Source organism: Mycobacterium sp. pR1184 (assembly GCF_041287235.1).
Lineage (GTDB): Bacteria > Actinomycetota > Actinomycetes > Mycobacteriales > Mycobacteriaceae > Mycobacterium.
Map to the genome: position 1 here is coordinate 296218 of NZ_JBGGKR010000006.1, position 16529 is coordinate 312746.

General features: G+C 68.5%; 14 protein-coding genes. 4 read left to right on the forward strand and 10 right to left on the reverse strand.

Annotated elements, in window-relative coordinates:
- Position 1: 1 nt before the first annotated feature.
- The 9 genes from mraY to ACAG21_RS13470 all read right to left on the reverse strand — a co-directional run bounded on the left by mraY (position 2) and on the right by ACAG21_RS13470 (position 11110).
- Positions 2–1081 carry a phospho-N-acetylmuramoyl-pentapeptide-transferase gene (gene mraY, locus ACAG21_RS13430; RefSeq protein ID WP_370496567.1) on the reverse strand — a complete coding sequence of 360 codons (1080 nt, stop codon included), beginning with the start codon at positions 1079–1081 and terminating at the stop codon, positions 2–4.
- On the reverse strand, positions 1078–2628 hold the full coding sequence (gene murF / locus ACAG21_RS13435; protein ID WP_370496568.1) for a UDP-N-acetylmuramoyl-tripeptide--D-alanyl-D-alanine ligase: 1551 nt from the start codon (positions 2626–2628) through the stop codon (positions 1078–1080). Before murF ends, mraY begins: the two co-directional genes overlap by 4 nt.
- Positions 2625–4142 carry a UDP-N-acetylmuramoyl-L-alanyl-D-glutamate--2,6-diaminopimelate ligase gene (locus ACAG21_RS13440; RefSeq protein WP_370496569.1) on the reverse strand — a complete coding sequence of 506 codons (1518 nt, stop codon included), beginning with the start codon at positions 4140–4142 and terminating at the stop codon, positions 2625–2627. The genes murF and ACAG21_RS13440 overlap by 4 nt, the downstream gene beginning before the upstream one ends.
- Before the next feature lie 249 nt (positions 4143–4391).
- Positions 4392–5120: a sulfite exporter TauE/SafE family protein gene (locus ACAG21_RS13445; protein ID WP_370496570.1), complete on the reverse strand. Its 729-nt coding sequence runs from the start codon at positions 5118–5120 to the stop codon at positions 4392–4394.
- A 171-nt stretch (positions 5121–5291) separates the two neighbouring features.
- Positions 5292–7331, reverse strand: a complete 2040-nt coding sequence (locus tag ACAG21_RS13450; RefSeq protein ID WP_370496571.1) for a peptidoglycan D,D-transpeptidase FtsI family protein — start codon at positions 7329–7331, stop codon at positions 5292–5294.
- Complete coding sequence (locus tag ACAG21_RS13455; RefSeq protein WP_370496573.1) at positions 7328–8608, reverse strand: hypothetical protein; 1281 nt, start codon at positions 8606–8608, stop codon at positions 7328–7330. The genes ACAG21_RS13450 and ACAG21_RS13455 overlap by 4 nt, the downstream gene beginning before the upstream one ends.
- Positions 8605–9810, reverse strand: coding sequence for a 16S rRNA (cytosine(1402)-N(4))-methyltransferase RsmH (gene rsmH, locus ACAG21_RS13460; RefSeq protein ID WP_370496575.1), 1206 nt, complete (start codon positions 9808–9810; stop codon positions 8605–8607). Before rsmH ends, ACAG21_RS13455 begins: the two co-directional genes overlap by 4 nt.
- A complete protein-coding gene (gene mraZ, locus ACAG21_RS13465; RefSeq protein WP_067233643.1) occupies positions 9785–10216 on the reverse strand; it encodes a division/cell wall cluster transcriptional repressor MraZ in 432 nt (143 codons plus the stop codon). The genes rsmH and mraZ overlap by 26 nt, the downstream gene beginning before the upstream one ends.
- A gap of 492 nt (positions 10217–10708) precedes the next feature.
- The gene (locus ACAG21_RS13470; protein WP_370496576.1) at positions 10709–11110 is read right to left on the reverse strand and encodes a DUF3040 domain-containing protein; all 402 of its coding nucleotides are present in this window, start codon (positions 11108–11110) and stop codon (positions 10709–10711) included.
- Between the two features lie 330 nt (positions 11111–11440).
- On the opposite strand from ACAG21_RS13470, the gene ACAG21_RS13475 reads away from it, so the two are divergent.
- Both ACAG21_RS13475 and ACAG21_RS13480 read left to right on the forward strand, forming a co-directional pair.
- The gene (locus tag ACAG21_RS13475) at positions 11441–12043 is read left to right on the forward strand and encodes a GNAT family N-acetyltransferase (protein WP_370496646.1); all 603 of its coding nucleotides are present in this window, start codon (positions 11441–11443) and stop codon (positions 12041–12043) included.
- Between the two features lie 142 nt (positions 12044–12185).
- Complete coding sequence (locus tag ACAG21_RS13480; RefSeq protein WP_090609195.1) at positions 12186–12833, forward strand: DUF3153 domain-containing protein; 648 nt, start codon at positions 12186–12188, stop codon at positions 12831–12833.
- Here ACAG21_RS13480 and ACAG21_RS13485 read toward each other — a convergent pair.
- A complete protein-coding gene (locus ACAG21_RS13485; RefSeq protein ID WP_370496577.1) occupies positions 12830–13726 on the reverse strand; it encodes a mycobacterial-type methylenetetrahydrofolate reductase in 897 nt (298 codons plus the stop codon). The two genes, ACAG21_RS13480 and ACAG21_RS13485, sit on opposite strands and share 4 nt — an antisense overlap.
- Before the next feature lie 210 nt (positions 13727–13936).
- On the opposite strand from ACAG21_RS13485, the gene idsA2 reads away from it, so the two are divergent.
- Both idsA2 and ACAG21_RS13495 read left to right on the forward strand, forming a co-directional pair.
- Positions 13937–14986, forward strand: a complete 1050-nt coding sequence (gene idsA2, locus ACAG21_RS13490; RefSeq protein WP_370496578.1) for a bifunctional (2E,6E)-farnesyl/geranyl diphosphate synthase — start codon at positions 13937–13939, stop codon at positions 14984–14986.
- A 4-nt stretch (positions 14987–14990) separates the two neighbouring features.
- The gene (locus tag ACAG21_RS13495; protein WP_370496579.1) at positions 14991–16523 is read left to right on the forward strand and encodes an alpha-(1->6)-mannopyranosyltransferase A; all 1533 of its coding nucleotides are present in this window, start codon (positions 14991–14993) and stop codon (positions 16521–16523) included.
- Positions 16524–16529: the final 6 nt, after the last annotated feature.

Sequence of the window (16529 nt, forward strand, 5' to 3'; positions counted from 1 at the left end):
GTCATGCGCCGATCGTAGCGAGCCACTCACCGTAGAACAGCGCCACTCCCAGCCCGCACGCGATCGCGGTGAGCAGCCAGAAGCGGATGATGACTGTTGTTTCGGCCCAGCCGCTCAACTCGAAATGGTGATGGAAGGGCGCCATGCGGAACACCCGGCGCCCGGTGGTCCGGAAGGTGAGGATCTGCAGCACCACCGAGACGACCTCGGCGACGAACAGCGAACCCAGCACCACCGCGAGTAGCTCGGTGCGGCTGGTTACCGACAGACCGGCGATGATGCCGCCCAGCGCCAGCGAACCGGTGTCGCCCATGAAGATCTTGGCGGGCGCGGCATTCCACCACAGAAAGCCGATGCAGGCGCCCGCGGTCGCGGCGGCGACCAACGCGAGGTCCAGCGGGTCACGCACGTTGTAGCAGCCCAGGCCCGGCGCGGTCGCGCACGCGTTGCGGTACTGCCAGAAAGTGATCAACACGTAGGCGCCGGTGACCATCGCCATGCAGCCCGCGGCCAGCCCGTCCAGGCCGTCGGTGAAGTTGACCGCGTTGGACCAGGCGCTGACGACGACGACGCAGAACAGCACGAACAGTCCGGGAGCCAGTGTGACGGTGGCGATTTCGCGCACGTAGGAAATATCCGCGCTGGCCGGCGTCAGGCCGTTGGCGTTATGGAACTGCAGGACCAGCACACCGAACAGCACCGCGGCCACGATCTGCCCGACCGTCTTGGCCGTCTTGTTCAAGCCCAGGTTGCGCGACCTGCGGATCTTGATCAGGTCGTCGAGGAAGCCGACGCCACCCAGCATGGTGGCCAGCCCCAGCACCAGCAAACCGGACGCGGAGACGCCCTCGCCGTCGAACGCCAGCCCGGCGAGGTGCGTGCCCAGGTAGCCGGCCCAGATACCCGCCACGATCGCCACGCCGCCCATCGACGGGGTACCGCGTTTGGTGTGGTGGCTCGGCGGGCCGTCCTCGCGGATCTGATGGCCGAAGCCCTGCCTGGTGAACAGCCGGATCAGTGCGGGGGTCAGCAGAATCGACACGGTCAGGGCGATCGCGACGGCGACCAGGATCTGCCTCACGGACGGTCCTCGTCCGCGGGTGCGTCGGCGACCAGCGCCTCGGCCAGCGCGCCCAGTCCGGCGGCGTTCGACGCCTTCACCAGGACCACGTCGCCGGGCCGCAGTTCGGTCCGCAACACGTCCAGGGCGGCGTCGCCGTCGGCCACCTGCACGGCCCCTCTATCACCGGAAGCGCCCCACGAGCCCTCCATGACCGCAGCGTGGTGCATGGCGGTTACCGACCTCCCCGTTCCCACGACAACAAGTCGAGACACATCTAAGCGCACCGCCAGCCGGCCGATGGCATCGTGCTCGGTTATCGCGTCCTCCCCCAGCTCGGCCATCTCGCCGAGCACCGCCCAGCTCCTGCGCTTGGTGGCGGGGTCAGCCCCGCTACCGCGGGCGATCTGAGCCAGCGCCTGCAGTCCCGCGCGCATCGAGTCGGGGTTGGCGTTGTAGGCGTCGTCGATCACGGTCACCCCGTCGGCACGGTTGGTCACCTGCATGCGGTGCCGCGACACCGGGCCCGCCGCGGCCAGCGATGCGGCGATCTGCTCGACGCTGGCGCCGCACTGCAGGGCGACCGCGCCGGCGCACAGCGCGTTGGTGACCTGGTGTTCGCCGTACACGCCGAGTTGCACCTCGACCTCCAGAGCGCCGCGCGCGTCCATCGCGTGCAGGGTAAAGCGCGGCCTGGCCAATTCGTCCAGCGACACGCCCTCCGCCCAGACGTCGCTGGGCCCCGAATCGGTCTCGCGGGATCGGCTGACCCGAACCACCCATCCCGCGGTAACGTGCGCCATCGCCGCCACCGATGGGTCGTCGACGTTGAGGATGACCACTCCGGACGGCGGAACGGCTTGTGGCAGTTCGGATTTGGTGCGCGCAATCGCCTCTCGCGAGCCGAACTCGCCGAGGTGCGCGGTGCCGACGTTGAGCACCACGCCGATGGCGGGCGGGGCGATCTGCGCCAGCGCGGCGATATTGCCGGGATGTCGTGCCGACATCTCCAACACCAGGTAGTCGGTGCGCCGGGTCGCCCGCAGCACCGTCCAGGGATGGCCCAGCTCGTTGTTGAACGACCCCGGTGGCGCCACCACTTCACCCAGCGGCTCGAGCACCGCGGCCACCAGGTCCTTGGTCGACGTCTTGCCCGACGACCCGGTGATCCCGATGATCGTCAGCCCGCCGGCCACCAGCTCCTCGGCCACCGCCTTGGCCAGCTTGGCCAGCGCGTCGAGCACCGCCGCACCCGAGCCGTCCGGGTCGTGCTCGAGCACCCCGGCCCGCGAGCCCGAGGCGCCTTGTGGCGCAACGACGATGGCGGGCACCCCGACCGGCCGCGCGGCCAGCACCGCGACCGCACCGGCCGCAACGGCCGACGCCGCGTGGTCGTGTCCGTCCGAGCGCGCGCCGGGCAGCGCCAGGAAAAGGCCGCCTTCGCCGACGGCGCGGGAGTCGAATTCGACGGTTCCGGTAACGCGCAGTTCGGCGGCGTCCTGCGGCGTGATGTCGGCCAGGGTGCCGCCGACGATTTCGGCGATCTGGGCGACGGTCAACTCGATCATCGGCGGTCTTCCAGCGCCTGCGCGAGTTCGACGCGGTCGTCGAACGGGCGGATGACATCCCCGGTGCGCTGGCCGGTTTCGTGGCCTTTGCCGGCGATGAGCACCACGTCGCCGGGGCCGGCCCAGCCGACCGCGTGCCTGATCGCCTCGCGCCGGTCGCCGATCTCGACCACCTCCGCTTTGAACCCGGCCGCTCCGTTGAGGATCTCGCGGCGGATGGAGGCGGGGTCCTCGCCGCGCGGGTTGTCGTCGGTGACGACGACCAGGTCGGCCAGTTCGGCGGCGACCGCACCCATCGGCCCCCGCTTGCCGGCGTCGCGATCACCGCCGGCGCCGAACACCACCGCCAGCCGACGGCCCGGCCGCTGCAGGGTGGTCAACACCGCCCGCAGCGCGCCCGGCTTATGGGCGTAGTCGACGAGGGCCAGGAAATCCTGACCGCGGTCGATCTGTTCCAGCCGCCCCGGCACGCGGGTGCTGCGCAGCCCGTCCGCCGCCTGCTCCGGCGATACTCCGACCGCGTCGAGAATCGCCAGTGCCACAAGACAATTCGCGATGTTGTAGGCGCCCGTGAGGCGAATGCCGATCCGGTGCCGAGCGCCGGCGGGGTCCACGGCGGTGAACTCTTGTCCCACTTCCAGCGGCGCCACATCCATCGCGCGCCAGTGCGCCGGCCCTCCGGTGGCACTCACAGTGATTGGATCGATGGCCCGCTGCGCCATCGCGCGCCCGGCGTCGTCGTCGATGCACACCACGGCCCGGTGGGCCCGCAACGGCGAATTGGCGTCGAACAGCAGGGCTTTGGCGTCGAAGTAGTCGGCCATGGTGGGGTGAAAGTCGAGGTGGTCGCGGGACAGGTTGGTGAAACCCCCTACCGCGAACCGGGTTCCGTCGACCCGGCCCAGTGTCAGCGCGTGACTGGAGACCTCCATGACGACGGTGTCCACTCCCCGCTCGGCCATCGCGGCCAGCATCGCTTGCAGCGCGGGGGCCTCCGGAGTGGTCAGGGCGCTGGGGATGTCGGCGCCGTCGATGCGGATGCCGATCGTGCCGATCAGCCCCGCGGTGTGGCCGCCGGCGCGCAAACCCGACTCGACCAGATAGGTGGTGGTGGTCTTTCCCGACGTGCCGGTGATGCCGACGACCGTGACGCGGTCGGACGGGTTTCCGTACACGGTGGCCGCCAGCCCGCCGAGCACGCTGCGCGGCGCGGGATGCACCAGCGTCGGCACCGCGGACGGTCCCATCTCGTCGACTCCGGCAGCATCGGTGAGCACCGCGACGGCGCCGCGGCCGATCGCGTCGCCGGCATAGCGGGCGCCGTGGGTGGCCGAGCCGGGCAGCCCGGCGAACAGGTCGCCGGGACGCACATCCTGGGCACGCAGCGTCACGCCGGTGATCGGCAGGTCCGGGACGGCGCCACCGGCGGCCGGCACCGCGCCCACCTGGGCCGCCAGCGCAGGCAGCCGCACCGCCGCGGTGACGCGGGGGCGCAACTCGGTGGGTACCGACACTCCGTCACACCTCCCTGGGACGCCGCGCGATTGCCATGATCAGCCATGACACCCTACCGAGACGCGCCGGCTTCCCCGGTTTGACCGCGCCCGGGCCTCATCGAGTGTGCGCCAGGGTGGCCGGTGCGCGGTGAGGGCGCCCTGGACGCGCACTCGAGCGCGGCGCTTAAGTGGCCGGGCGGGTGGCCTGCAGGGTCAGCGGCGGCCTCCCGTGGAGTGGACGTCGGCTCCGCCGCGGGCATTGGCTGACTAGCCGCAGGATCCAGCGACGAACATGCCCCCGGCCGCCGTCAGTAACACCAGGTCGATCAAGAGGGCGTACGTGTGTGGGCGGGCCCGACGTACGACGGTCCGCGCCAGGAAGGGACCCACCATCAGCGCCGTGCCGATCGCAAACCCGCGGACCAGAATCGACGGGGTAAGCGCGCCAAACTGACCGAAAGTAGCCATCTTTCCCGCGTACAGCAGCAGCGCGCTGGCTGCTTCGGAGCCCAGGAAGGCGCCGCCGCTGAGTCCGTAGCCCGTGAAGATGGGAACACTGAGCGGGCCGGTCGACAGAATCAAACCGGTCAGGAAGCCGACGATGGCGCCCGCGAGGGCGAGCTGCCAGAGCCGCACCCGCCATTGTCGGGCCGCCGCGATCCGGCGCACCGGAATCATCGCGAGGAAAAACACGCCGAGCAACCCGTCGACCAGTGCCTGCGAGATCGTCAGGAGAGTGTGTGCGCCGACTATCGCCGCGGGCGTCCCGGGGACGGCGTAGACAATCACCGGGCCCCACCGAATCTGTCGCCACCAGGCCGCGATACGACCTACGTTTGCCATCACCGCCGCGATCGCCATGACAGGAATCGCCACCCGCGGCCCATAGAGCGCCACCAGGACCGGCAGCAGAACCAGCGACGATCCGGTGCCGACCAGCCCGCCCAGCGCGCCGGCGGCCAAAGCGATCAGGAACAGGAAAGACAAAGCGAGCATGCGCGGACCTTCTCGACGACGCGCGGCGCGCCGCCGGAGATCCTCCAGGCTTTTGTCCGTTCAGATGACCGCACCTCGTCGGGAAGTGCAGTGGCGTCGCTCGGACCAGTCACGCTTTCGCGCCGGAACCCTAGACGCTGTCGAGTCCGACGGTAGCATCGCCGCCGGCGCTCAGGTGGCCTGCAGCGTCAGCGGCGGCCCCGGATCCGGTGACAGCGGGACGTTCTCGCGCTGCATCAGCCAGCCGGCGATGTTGTGGAACAGCGGGGCCGCCGAGTGGCCGGGCGTCCCGTCCGCATTGCGCTCCGGGTTGTCCATCATGATCCCGATCACGTAGCGCGGATTGTCGACGGTGGCCATCCCGGCGAAGGTGATCCAGTAGACGTTGTCGAAGTAACAGCCGCAGCCGGGGTTGATCTGCTGCGCGGTGCCGGTCTTGCCGGCCATCTGGTAGCCGGGCACCGCGGCGGAGGGGCCGGTGCCCTGCTGGTAACCCATCGGGTCGTGTTGCACGACGGCGCGCAGCATGCCCCGCACCGTCTGCGCCGTCTGCGGCGAAACCACCCGGATGCCTTCGGGGCGCGCCTCTTCGGTGCGAGTGCCGTCGGGGGCGATGGTGGCCTTGATGATGCGCGGCGGAATCCGCACGCCATCGTTGGCGATGGTCTGGTACATGTCGGTCATCTGCAGCAGGGTCATCGAAAGACCTTGACCGATAGGCAGGTTGGAGAACGTGCTGCCCGACCACTGGTCGATCGGCGGCACCAGGCCGGCGCTCTCACCAGGCAGCCCGACGTTGGTCCGCTGCCCCAGCCCGAACTTGCGGACCATGTCGTAAAACCGTTCCGGGCCAACACGTTGGGCCAGCATCAGCGTTCCGACGTTGGACGACTTCCCGAAGACACCGGTGGTGGTGTAGGGCATCACGCCGTGCTCCCACGCGTCGTGGATGTTGACGCCACCCATGTTGATCGAGCCCGGGACCTGTAGCACCTCGTCGGGATTGCTCAGGCCGTATTCGATGACCGACGACGCGGTGACGATCTTGTTCACCGAGCCCGGCTCGAACGGCGAGGAGACCGAGAGGTTGCCCAATTGCCGGTCGCTCTGGCGTCCGATGTCCTGCGACGGGTCGAAGGTGTTGTCGTTGGCCATGGCCAGCACGTCACCGGTCTTGGCGTCCAGCACGACGGCCGAAACATTATGTGCACCAGACACATTCTTGGCCTGCTGGACCTGCTGCTGCACGTAGAACTGGATGTCGTCGTCGATGGTCAGCTGGACGGTCGAACCGTTGACCGCCTTGTGCCGGTTGCGGTAACTGCCGGGAATGACCACGCCGTCCGAGCCGCGGTCGTAGGTGACCGAACCGTCGGTTCCCGACAGCACGGAGTCCATGCTGTCTTCTAGTCCGAGCAGGCCGTGGCCGTCCCAGTCGATACCTCCGACGATGTTGGCCGCCAGCGATCCGCCCGGATACTGGCGCAGATCCTGCCGTTCCGAGCCGACCTCTGGGTACTTGTCCGAGATCGCGCTGGCGACCGCCGGGTCGACAGCACGCGCCAAATAGGTGAAATTGTCCTCGGTTTGCAGCTTCTTGAGCACCGTCGCGTAGTCCGGCTTGTTGTTGAGCCGGCTGGAAACCTCTTTGGCGATATCGCGCAGCCGCGCCTGCGGATCGGGAGCGGCCGGGTTCTTCTTCTTGGCCTCTTCCAATTGCTGGCGGATCTTCTTCGGCTGAAACGTCAGCGCGCGCGACTCGATGGTGAACGCCAACTGCTGGTTGTTGCGGTCAACGATGCTGCCGCGAATGGCCTTTGAGACATCGGTGACCTTGAGCTGGCCCGCGGCCTGGGCGCGCAGCTTCGGGGCGTTGGTGACCTGCAGGACGAACAGCTGGGCGGCCGCTATCAGCGTCAGCGCCAAGATGACCAGATTGCCGGCGCGATGCCGGAACACGAACGACGAGCCCCGCACGCCTGCCTCGACGACCTGCCGAGTGCGCCGCTGATTGGCCGAATGGCCGAGCGGAGCCTCGCCGGAATTCTTGGCCTTGCGAAATCCCTTCGGTTCCTTCGCGTCTCGGCCCTGTTGCGACTTTTCCGGCTTCCGGGCGCGGCCGGCTTGCCGGGCGTCCCTGGCGCCGGATGGTTTACGCGGACCGCGCGTCGGCCGCGTCCGGCGGGTGCGGCCGTCCTCGCCGCGACTCACCGGGCAGGCCCTGGCAACACGGCGGCGGGCGGCGCGACGCTATTCGGAGCGAGCGGCCCTGGCAGGCCGGGCGCGACCGGGACCGTGGCCTGCGGCGCCCGTTGCACCGGGACCGGTACTTCCGCCGGCAGCGGCGCGGGGGGTATCGAAAGGGGCAGTCCACCAACGGGAATCGGCACTTCCGCGGGCGCCGGCGCGGCCGGCGCGGGCAGCCCCGGCATCGGCAGGCCCGGCGTGGGCATCCCTTGGGCCGGCAGCGGCTGTGCCGGAAGTCCTTGCGTGGGAAGTACTTGCGTGGGAAGTCCTTGGGTCGGCAGTCCTTGTGCCGGCAACCCCGGCGTCGGCAGCATACCCGGGAATTGCCCGCCAACCGGGCCACCGGGAACCCCCGGCGCGCCGGGTGCCAGCGGCGCGGCCGGCGGCAGATGCTGGCCGCCCACCGTCGTCGAACCATCCGGAGCGCGCAGCAGCGCTTCGGGCCCAGCTGGCCGGCCCGGCACCAGGGCTGCGCCGGGATCCGGTTGCACGCGAATCGGGACTTCGGGCGGGACAGCCATCGGTTTGGGCGGGAGCTGCGGGCCTTCGTCGGGCAGCTTGGTGTTCAGCGGCGGCGGCGGAACGCCGTCGGCGGGCTTGGGCGTACCGACCACCACCCAGCTACCGGACGGGTCCTGGACCAGGTGCGCGGTGTCGCGCGTCGGGATCATGCCCTGCTTGCGCGCGGCTTCGGCCAACGCCGGCGCGGCCTCCGCCTCGCGCACATCGCGTTCCAGCGCCTCCTTCTGCTGCTGCAGCATCCGGGTCTTCTCACGCGCGTGACTCAACTGGTAGGAGCGTTCGGCGGAGTCGGTGGACAGCCACAGCGTCAGCGCCAGCCCGGCACCGAGCGCGCCGATGACCAGCACGACGAACGGAACCTTGGCCACCCACGTCTGCGGCCGCAGGTCGATCGAGGCCAGCCGGATGGCAATCCGTTCGGTCAGCCGGGGCCGAATAACCTTGGGCGCCTTGGCCTTGCGCGCCTTGGCGCGAGCCTTGGCCTGGCCGCTGTTCTTGGGGCGGGCCTTCCTCTCGAACGGCCGCGCATTCGGACTGGTCTGCGGGCCGGATTTTGACGCCCGCGCCTCGCGGCCGGTCGCCGAACCCCGCGCCGGCCGGGTGCGTGCCGTCGAGTCCGCCGCGTTGCGCCGGGTCTTGCGGGCCGCGACGTCACGCCCACCGTGACGGTCGTTGCCGCCCCGGCGTTTCGGCGTCTCGCGCTTGGCTTTCGCTTTCATGAGTCGCCCTTCGTATTCACCCGCTGCTGTGGTTTTCCCTCGGATTCCAGCCGTTGCAAGGCCCGTAGTCGCACGGCGGTGCTGCGAGGGTTACGTTCGATTTCGTCGGCGTCGGCGCGCTCGGCACCGCGGGTCAGCGATTGGAATCGCGGGCCGCGGCCGGGCAACTCGAACGGGAGATCCAACGGCGTGCGGGAGGCGACCGCATCGGCGAACTCGCGCTTGACGATTCGGTCTTCCAGTGACTGGTAGGCCATCACCACGATGCGTCCGGCGACACTGAGCGCATCCAGCGCGGCCGGAATGGCCCGGCGCAGCGTGTCCAGCTCGTCGTTGACCGCGATCCGCAGCGCCTGGAAGGTGCGCTTGGCCGGATGCCCGCCGGTGCGCCGGGCCGCGGCCGGAATGGCCTGATACAACAACTCGACCAACTCGGCCGTCGTCGTGAACGGGGTGCGGGCCCGCCGGCGGACGATGTGGGCGGCGATCCGGCGTGCGAACCGCTCCTCGCCGTAGCGGTGCAGGATGTTCGCCAGCTCGGCCTCGTCGTAGGTGTTGACGATCTCGGCCGCGGTCAGCGGCGACGACGGATCCATCCGCATGTCCAGCGGCGCGTCCTGGGCATAGGCGAAGCCCCGCTCGGCGCGGTCGAGCTGCATCGAGGAGACGCCCAGATCGAACAACACCCCGTCGACCGATTCATGTGCGGCATAACCACATTCGGCCAGTGCCTCGCCGATGCCGTCATACCGCGTGTGCACCAGGGTGATTCGGTCGGCGAACGGCGCCAACCGCGCGCCGGCGATGTCCAGCGCGCTGGGGTCGCGGTCGAGGCCGATCAGCTTTAGGCCGGGCAGGTCGGTCAGGAATCGTTGCGCGTGCCCGCCCGCGCCGAGGGTGGCATCGACGAGCAGGGCGCCGGTTCCGTCGGGGTGCCGGCGGGTCAACGCCGGGGTGAGCAGTTCGACACAGCGCTCGAGCAGCACGGGTACATGCCCGAAGTCCTTGTCCGCCACCGCAACACCTCCCCGGGTCTGGAGAAACTCGTCAGAACGAGGGACGGCCTCACCAAGACGCGCCCCTGCACCGAGGTCCCTGTCCGAAGTTACGAACCAGGCGTTGGGGAAGTACGCCAGGGTCGGTTCGGGCAGAGGCCACGATGCACGGGCATGCGCCTCAGATGATGTCGCCGAGTGCTTCATCGCTGGCCGCGGAGAAGTTCTCTTCGTGCGTTTGCTGGTAGTCCTGCCAGGCCTGGGCATCCCAGATTTCCAGGTAGTCGACCGCACCGATCACCACGCAGTCCTTGGAGAGGTTCGCGTAGCGCCGGTGGTCGGACGACAGGGTGATGCGGCCCTGGGCGTCGGGATGTTGCTCATCGGTGCCGGCGGCCAGATTGCGCAGGAACGCCCTGGCTTCCGGGTTGCTTCGAGACGTCTTGCTCGCCCGGCGGGCCAGCTGCTCGAATTCCGCTCGCGGGTAGACGGCGAGGCTGTGGTCTTGGCTCTTGGTGACCATCAACCCCCCTGCCAGCGCGTCGCGGAACTTGGCGGGCAACGTCAGTCGCCCTTTGTCGTCGAGCTTGGGCGTGTAGGTGCCGAGAAACACCAGCTCACCTCCCGTCGAGGCCGGTTCTCGGCTCGCCCAAACACTTCAGCCACCATACCCCACAGTCCCCCACTTTGCCCCATAAAAGGGGTGTCGCCGGAGTGTTTCGCTGCTCATTTCCCACTACGGGCGCTCCTGGCCGCATCCGAAGGACGGCGCGATCGTCTCGCGACCCGCTTGTGACACCGGAAATCTGCACGTCAAGTGCCTAAAACAGGCGGGTGGGGGCCGGTGGGGCTAGCGGTGGGGCGCAGTGGGGCAACGCCCACCAAGCCAAGCCTCGATTGGGACTCAATTGGGAATCGGGGGGGAATCGGCGCTTGCGCCGATCAGCGAATGCGCTCGAGTCTGCGACCATGCCGCCGAGCCTGCGGTGAGCGCGTCGATCCGAGGCCGATGCGCGTCCCCACCGCAGACTCGACACGAGCGAAAAGGGGTGGAGCAGAAAAAACGGGGCAGCCGTTTGGCCGCCCCGTCCCGTCTGACGTTCGGTTACTCGTCGAAGCGGCGGCGGAAGCGATCTTCCATGCGGCTCGTGAACGAGCCCCCGCCACCTTTGTTGCGGCGTTGGCGCGAGCCCGGCGCCGGCCCGGCCTGGCTGGGGCGCCCGGACATCCGCGGACCGGTGATGGCGAACACCACACCACCGAACATCACGACGAAGCCAACGACGCTGAGGATCGGGAAGCTGCCGATCATCGTGGCCTTGAACGCCACGCCGGAAACCAGCATCGCCAGACCGATGACGAAGAGCGCCGAACCTTGCAGACGGCGCCGCGCGGTCGGTGCGCGGAACCCTCCACCCCGTACGCTCGAAGCGAACTTGGGATCCTCGGCGTAGAGAGCGCTCTCGATCTGATCGAGCATCCGCTGCTCATGATCGGAGAGTGGCATTCGTCCCTCCTTGCCGACAGTCTGACACGTAACTATCGATAGCACGCGGATGCCCATTGTATGGGCAACTAAGTCAAATGATACGAGGTCAATCTGACCCGTACCACTGGTTCGTCCGCGATTCTATCTCCGTTGCTTCCCGACAATCATCGGGCGGCAACGCCGATGCGTTACAACACCCTTGCCGAAACCGACGCAGCGGTCGGCCGGTTGCCACCACCGCCCGTCCGCCGATCGGTCCCGGACCCCGATAATGGCGATACGGGCACCGGGCCGACGACGATGACAGTGCGCCAGGCCCGCTCACTGCGACGAGGAGGACACCGCGAGTTGGCGATATTCCTCATCGATCTGCCGCCGAACGATATGGAGCGCCGGCTCAGCGAGGCCCTCGGGGTCTACGTGGACGCGATGCGCTACCCGCGGGGTACCGAGAATCAGCGTGCGGGCATGTGGCTCGAACACATCCGCCGGCGCGGTTGGCAGGCCGCGGCCGCGGTCGAGGCGGACGCGGCCGAGGGCGCCGGCGTGCCGTCGCCGTCCGAACTCAGCGATGCGCCGTTGCTCGGGGTCGCCTACGGCTACCCGGGGGCGCCGGGCCAGTGGTGGCAGCAGCAGGTGGTGTTGGGCATGCAGCGCGGCGGCCTGCCCGCGCACGAGATCGCGCAGCTGATGAGCAGCTATTTCGAACTGACCGAGCTGCACATTCATCCGCGCGCCCAGGGCCGCGGCATCGGCGAGGCGCTGGCCCGGCGGCTACTCGCCGGCCGCTGTGAGCGCAACGTCCTGCTCTCGACGCCGGAAACCAACGGAGAGGCCAATCGAGCCTGGCGGTTGTATCGGCGATTGGGCTTCAACGACATCATCCGCCGCTACCACTTCGCCGGTGACCCACGGGCATTCGCGATCCTGGGCCGGTCGCTGCCGCTCTGACGGCTCCGACAACCCGAAGCCCGGCGCACCGGCAAGCCGACGACTTGGGCAAGCGTCACACCTGATCTGGCACGATAACCTGGTGCGCGCCAGCTCTCCCCCACGCCGAAGCCGAGCAACCACTCGCGTGCTGGCCATCGCGATGCTGATGCTCCTGGTTCCCCTGGCGACCGGATGCCTGCGGGCCAGGGCCTCGCTGACGATCTCGCCCGACGACCTGGTGTCCGGGGAGATCATCGCGGCGGCCAAACCGAAGACGCCGAAGGACACCGGCCCGCAGCTCGACACCAACAACCTGCCCTTCAACCAGAAGGTCGCGGTGTCGAACTACGACAGCGACGGCTACGTCGGGTCGCAGGCGGTGTTCTCCGACCTGACGTTCGGGGAGTTGCCGCAGCTGGCCAACATGAACTCCGACGCGGCGGGCGTGAATGTCTCACTGCGCCGCAACGGCAACGTGGTGATCCTGGAAGGCCGCGCGGATCTGACGTCGCTGACCGATCCGGATGCCGACGTCGAGCTGACGGTCGCGTTTCCTGGCGTCGTGACGTCGACCAACGGCGACCGCGTCGATCCCGATGCCGTGTCGTGGAAGCTCAAGCCGGGCGTGGTCAGCACGATGACCGCCCAGGCGCGCTACACCGATCCGAACACCCGTTCCTTCACCGGCGCCGGGGTGTGGCTGGGCATCGCATCGTTCGCGGCGGCCGGCGTGGTCGCGCTCCTGGCCTGGATGAGCCGGGATCGCTCGGAGCGGTTCACCACGCCGGGAAATCAGCCACCGAGTTAGACCCGCTGGGCCGGCGACCAGTAATCGATCATCTCGGCGAAGGTCGTAAACGCCGGGCCGGACAGGCCGTACGTCGCCTCCAGGTGAACGCTCAGCGGGAAGCCGAGTTCGGCGACGCCGTCGATCACCCGCTTGTACAGGTCGAGCATCATCTGGCGCTTCTGCGGCGGTTCGCGGCCGGCCAGCTCCTTGACGAACTCCTGCTCGGCGGCCACGGCGGCATTGCCCGGATCCTGAATGAGCCAATTGATCAGGCCGGTTTTGTTCTCCATCTTCGGCACGAAGCCGAACGACAGCAGGATCTCGGGCCGGTGATCGGTGGTCTTGGCGAACTCGGTCAAAAAGCCCACGATCGCATCGGAATACAGCAACTGGGTCATGCCGTAGGTGGCGCCCCGGTCGCACTTGAAGTTGAACCGGCCGTGTTCACCCTCGCGGGTCGGGATCAGGATCACGCCGCGGTTGGGCACCAGGTCGCGATAGATCGACAGGGCGTCGGTCGGTGCGACGCCGGAGCCCTCGCCATCGTTCATCGTGCGGGGGACGCCGACGAAGACGACGCCTTCCATGCCGGAGTCGATGAGCGAAGTCAGCCGATCACGCAGCGTCGATTCGTCCAGGAAAGCGGTGACCTGCGTGCAGAGGCCGCTGATTCCCGGCAGTTCGGGCTTGATCACCGACCAGAAGTCCAGGACGTCGAACTTCGGCTTCATCGCGATGGGACGGTCGTCGTCCTCGGCGATGATGCCGGGAATCATCACATGACGAATGCGGCCGGCCAGACCGGACTCCGCGGAGTACTGCAGGACCTTGCGCGCCTCGTCCAGCGCCCGCTCCCGACCCTCGTCCACGTTCGGCGGCACCAGCTCGAGCGCGACGGTGTTGAGAGTCACGCGGCTCCTCTCCCTCGGACGAATAGCACCTCGCCAGCATAGGGGCGCCGGGTTACCGCCCGGCTTGGCGGGGACCGGCGGTCATGGGGAGACGGCCGTCACTATGACGGCGAATACACTGGTCGGGCCTAAAGAACACCGGGGCCTGCCGAGACAGAAAGGGGCGCCGCGCTGAGCCTGAAAACCCCAGCAGAAGCGGCAACCGTCGAGTTGACCGGCGCGATCGGCGAGCAGCTTCGCCGGTACCTGCACGCGCGGCGCGCGGAGACCGCCTACATCGGCGGTGACTACGCCGCGTTGATCTCCGCTCTCGAAGAGTTCGTACTCAACGGGGGCAAGCGGCTGCGGCCCGCCTTCGCGTATTGGGGATGGCGTGCGGTGACCGACGCGGAACCCGACGCACAAGTGCTGCTGCTGTTTTCCGCGCTGGAGCTGCTCCAGGCCTGCGCGCTGGTGCATGACGACGTCATCGACGACTCCGCCACCCGCCGCGGCCGGCCGACGGTGCACGTCCACTTCGCTGCGACGCACCGCGCCCGCCAGTGGCAGGGCTCGGCAGAACGGTTCGGAATCTCGGCCGCCATCCTGCTCGGCGACCTCGCCCTGGCCTGGGCCGACGACATCGTGTTCGGGGCCGACCTGCCCGCGGATACGCAGCGCCGGGTCCGGCGGGTCTGGTCCGATATCCGCACCGAGGTGCTCGGCGGGCAATACCTGGACATCGTCGCCGAGGCCAGCGCCTCGGAGTCGATCGCGTCGCCGATGAACGTCGCCACGTTCAAGACCGCCTGCTACACGGTGACGCGACCGCTGCAACTCGGCGCCGCCGTCGCCGCCGACCGGCCGGACGTGCAGGCCGCCTTCGGCCGGCTCGGGACCGACCTCGGCGTGGCGTTCCAGCTGCGCGACGACGTGCTGGGAGTATTCGGCGATCCGAAGGTGACGGGCAAGCCGTCGGGTGACGATCTGCGCTCCGGCAAGCGCACCGTGCTGCTGGCCGAGGCGATGGAGTTGGCGGATAAGTCAAACCCCTTGGCGGCCAACCTGTTACGGAGTTCCATCGGTGCGCCGTTGACCGATTCGCAAGTGGCCGAGCTGCGCGACGTGATCGAGTCGGTGGGCGCGCTCACCGCGGCCGAGCAGCGCATCGCCACGCTGACCCAGCGGGCGCTGGCCGAGCTCACCGCGGCTCCTATCAGCGATGCGGCCAAGGCGGGGCTCTCCGAACTGGCCAGAATGGCCACCGACCGGTCCGCCTGAGTCAATGACCACACCGGACACCGGCGCACCCACGGTGAAACGATCTGTCGCACAGCGACTTTCGGAGCTACGGACGTTCGCCTCCGCACCGCAGGCCCGCACCGCCAAGCTGGGCTTCATGGGTTCGCTGCTGATCACCGCCGGCGGGCTGGGGGCGGGAAGCACCAAGCCACACGACCCATTGCTGGAGTCAATCCACATGTCCTGGCTGCGATTTGGCCACGGGCTGGTGCTGTCGTCGATCATGCTCTGGACGGGTGTGGCTCTGATGCTGATCGCGTGGCTGGCGCTGGGCCGCCGCGTGGTGGCCGGCGAAACCACCGAATTCATGATGCGCGCCACCACCGGCTTCTGGTTGGCCCCGCTGCTGCTCTCGGTGCCGGTGTTCAGCCGCGACACCTATTCCTATCTGGCCCAGGGTGCGCTGCTGCGCGACGGCTTCGATCCCTATGCCGTTGGTCCGGTAGCGAATCCGAATGTGTTGCTGGACAACGTAAGCCCGATTTGGACGATCACCACCGCGCCGTATGGCCCGGTGTTCATTCTGATAGCCAAGCTCGTCACGGTGGTGGCCGGAAATCACGTGATCCTCGGCACCATGCTGCTGCGATTGTGCATGCTGCCGGGCCTGGCGCTGTTGATCTGGGCCGTTCCCCGAGTGGCTCACCATATCGGCACCAGCGGCGCGACTGCGTTGTGGATTTGTGTGCTGAACCCACTGGTGCTGATCCATCTGATGGGCGGGGTGCACAACGAGATGCTGATGGTAGGTCTGATGACCGCCGGTATCGCGCTGACCTTCGCCCGCCGTCATGCCCTGGGCATCACCCTGGTCACGATCGCGGTGGCGGTCAAAGCCACTGCCGCACTGTCGTTGCCGTTTCTGGTCTGGGTGTGGATGCGGCACCTGCGCGACCAACGCGGCTACCGGCCGGTGCGGGCCTTCGCGGCGGCCACCGCGATGGGCCTGCTGATCTTCGTCGCCGTATTCGCCGTCTTGTCCGCGGTGGCCGGTGTCGGCCTGGGCTGGCTGACCGCGCTGGCCGGCTCGGTGAAGATCATCAACTGGCTGACCGTGCCGACGGCGGCAGCGAATGTGATCCATTGGGCCGTCAACGGTTTCGTCCCGGTCAACTTCTACGCCACGCTGCGCGTCACCCGCTTCATCGGCATCCTGATCATCGCGGTGTCCCTGCCGCTGCTGTGGTGGCGGTACCGTCGCGACGACCGGGGCGCGCTGACCGGGATGGCGTGGTCGATGCTGATCGTGGTGCTGTTCGTGCCGGCCGCCCTGCCCTGGTACTACTCCTGGCCGCTGGCAGTGGCTTCCCCGCTGGCGCAGTCGCGACGGTGGATCGCGGTCATCGGTGGGCTCTCGACCTGGGCCATGGTGATCTTCAAGCCCGACGGGTCGCACGGCATGTATTCCTGGACGCACTTCGGGCTGGCCACGGCAGCCGCGCTGATTGCCTGGCGGGCGCTGTACCGCGCCCCGGAAGCGCGCGCTGAGCAGGCCGAAGAACCTCTGGCCGCGTAGTACGCC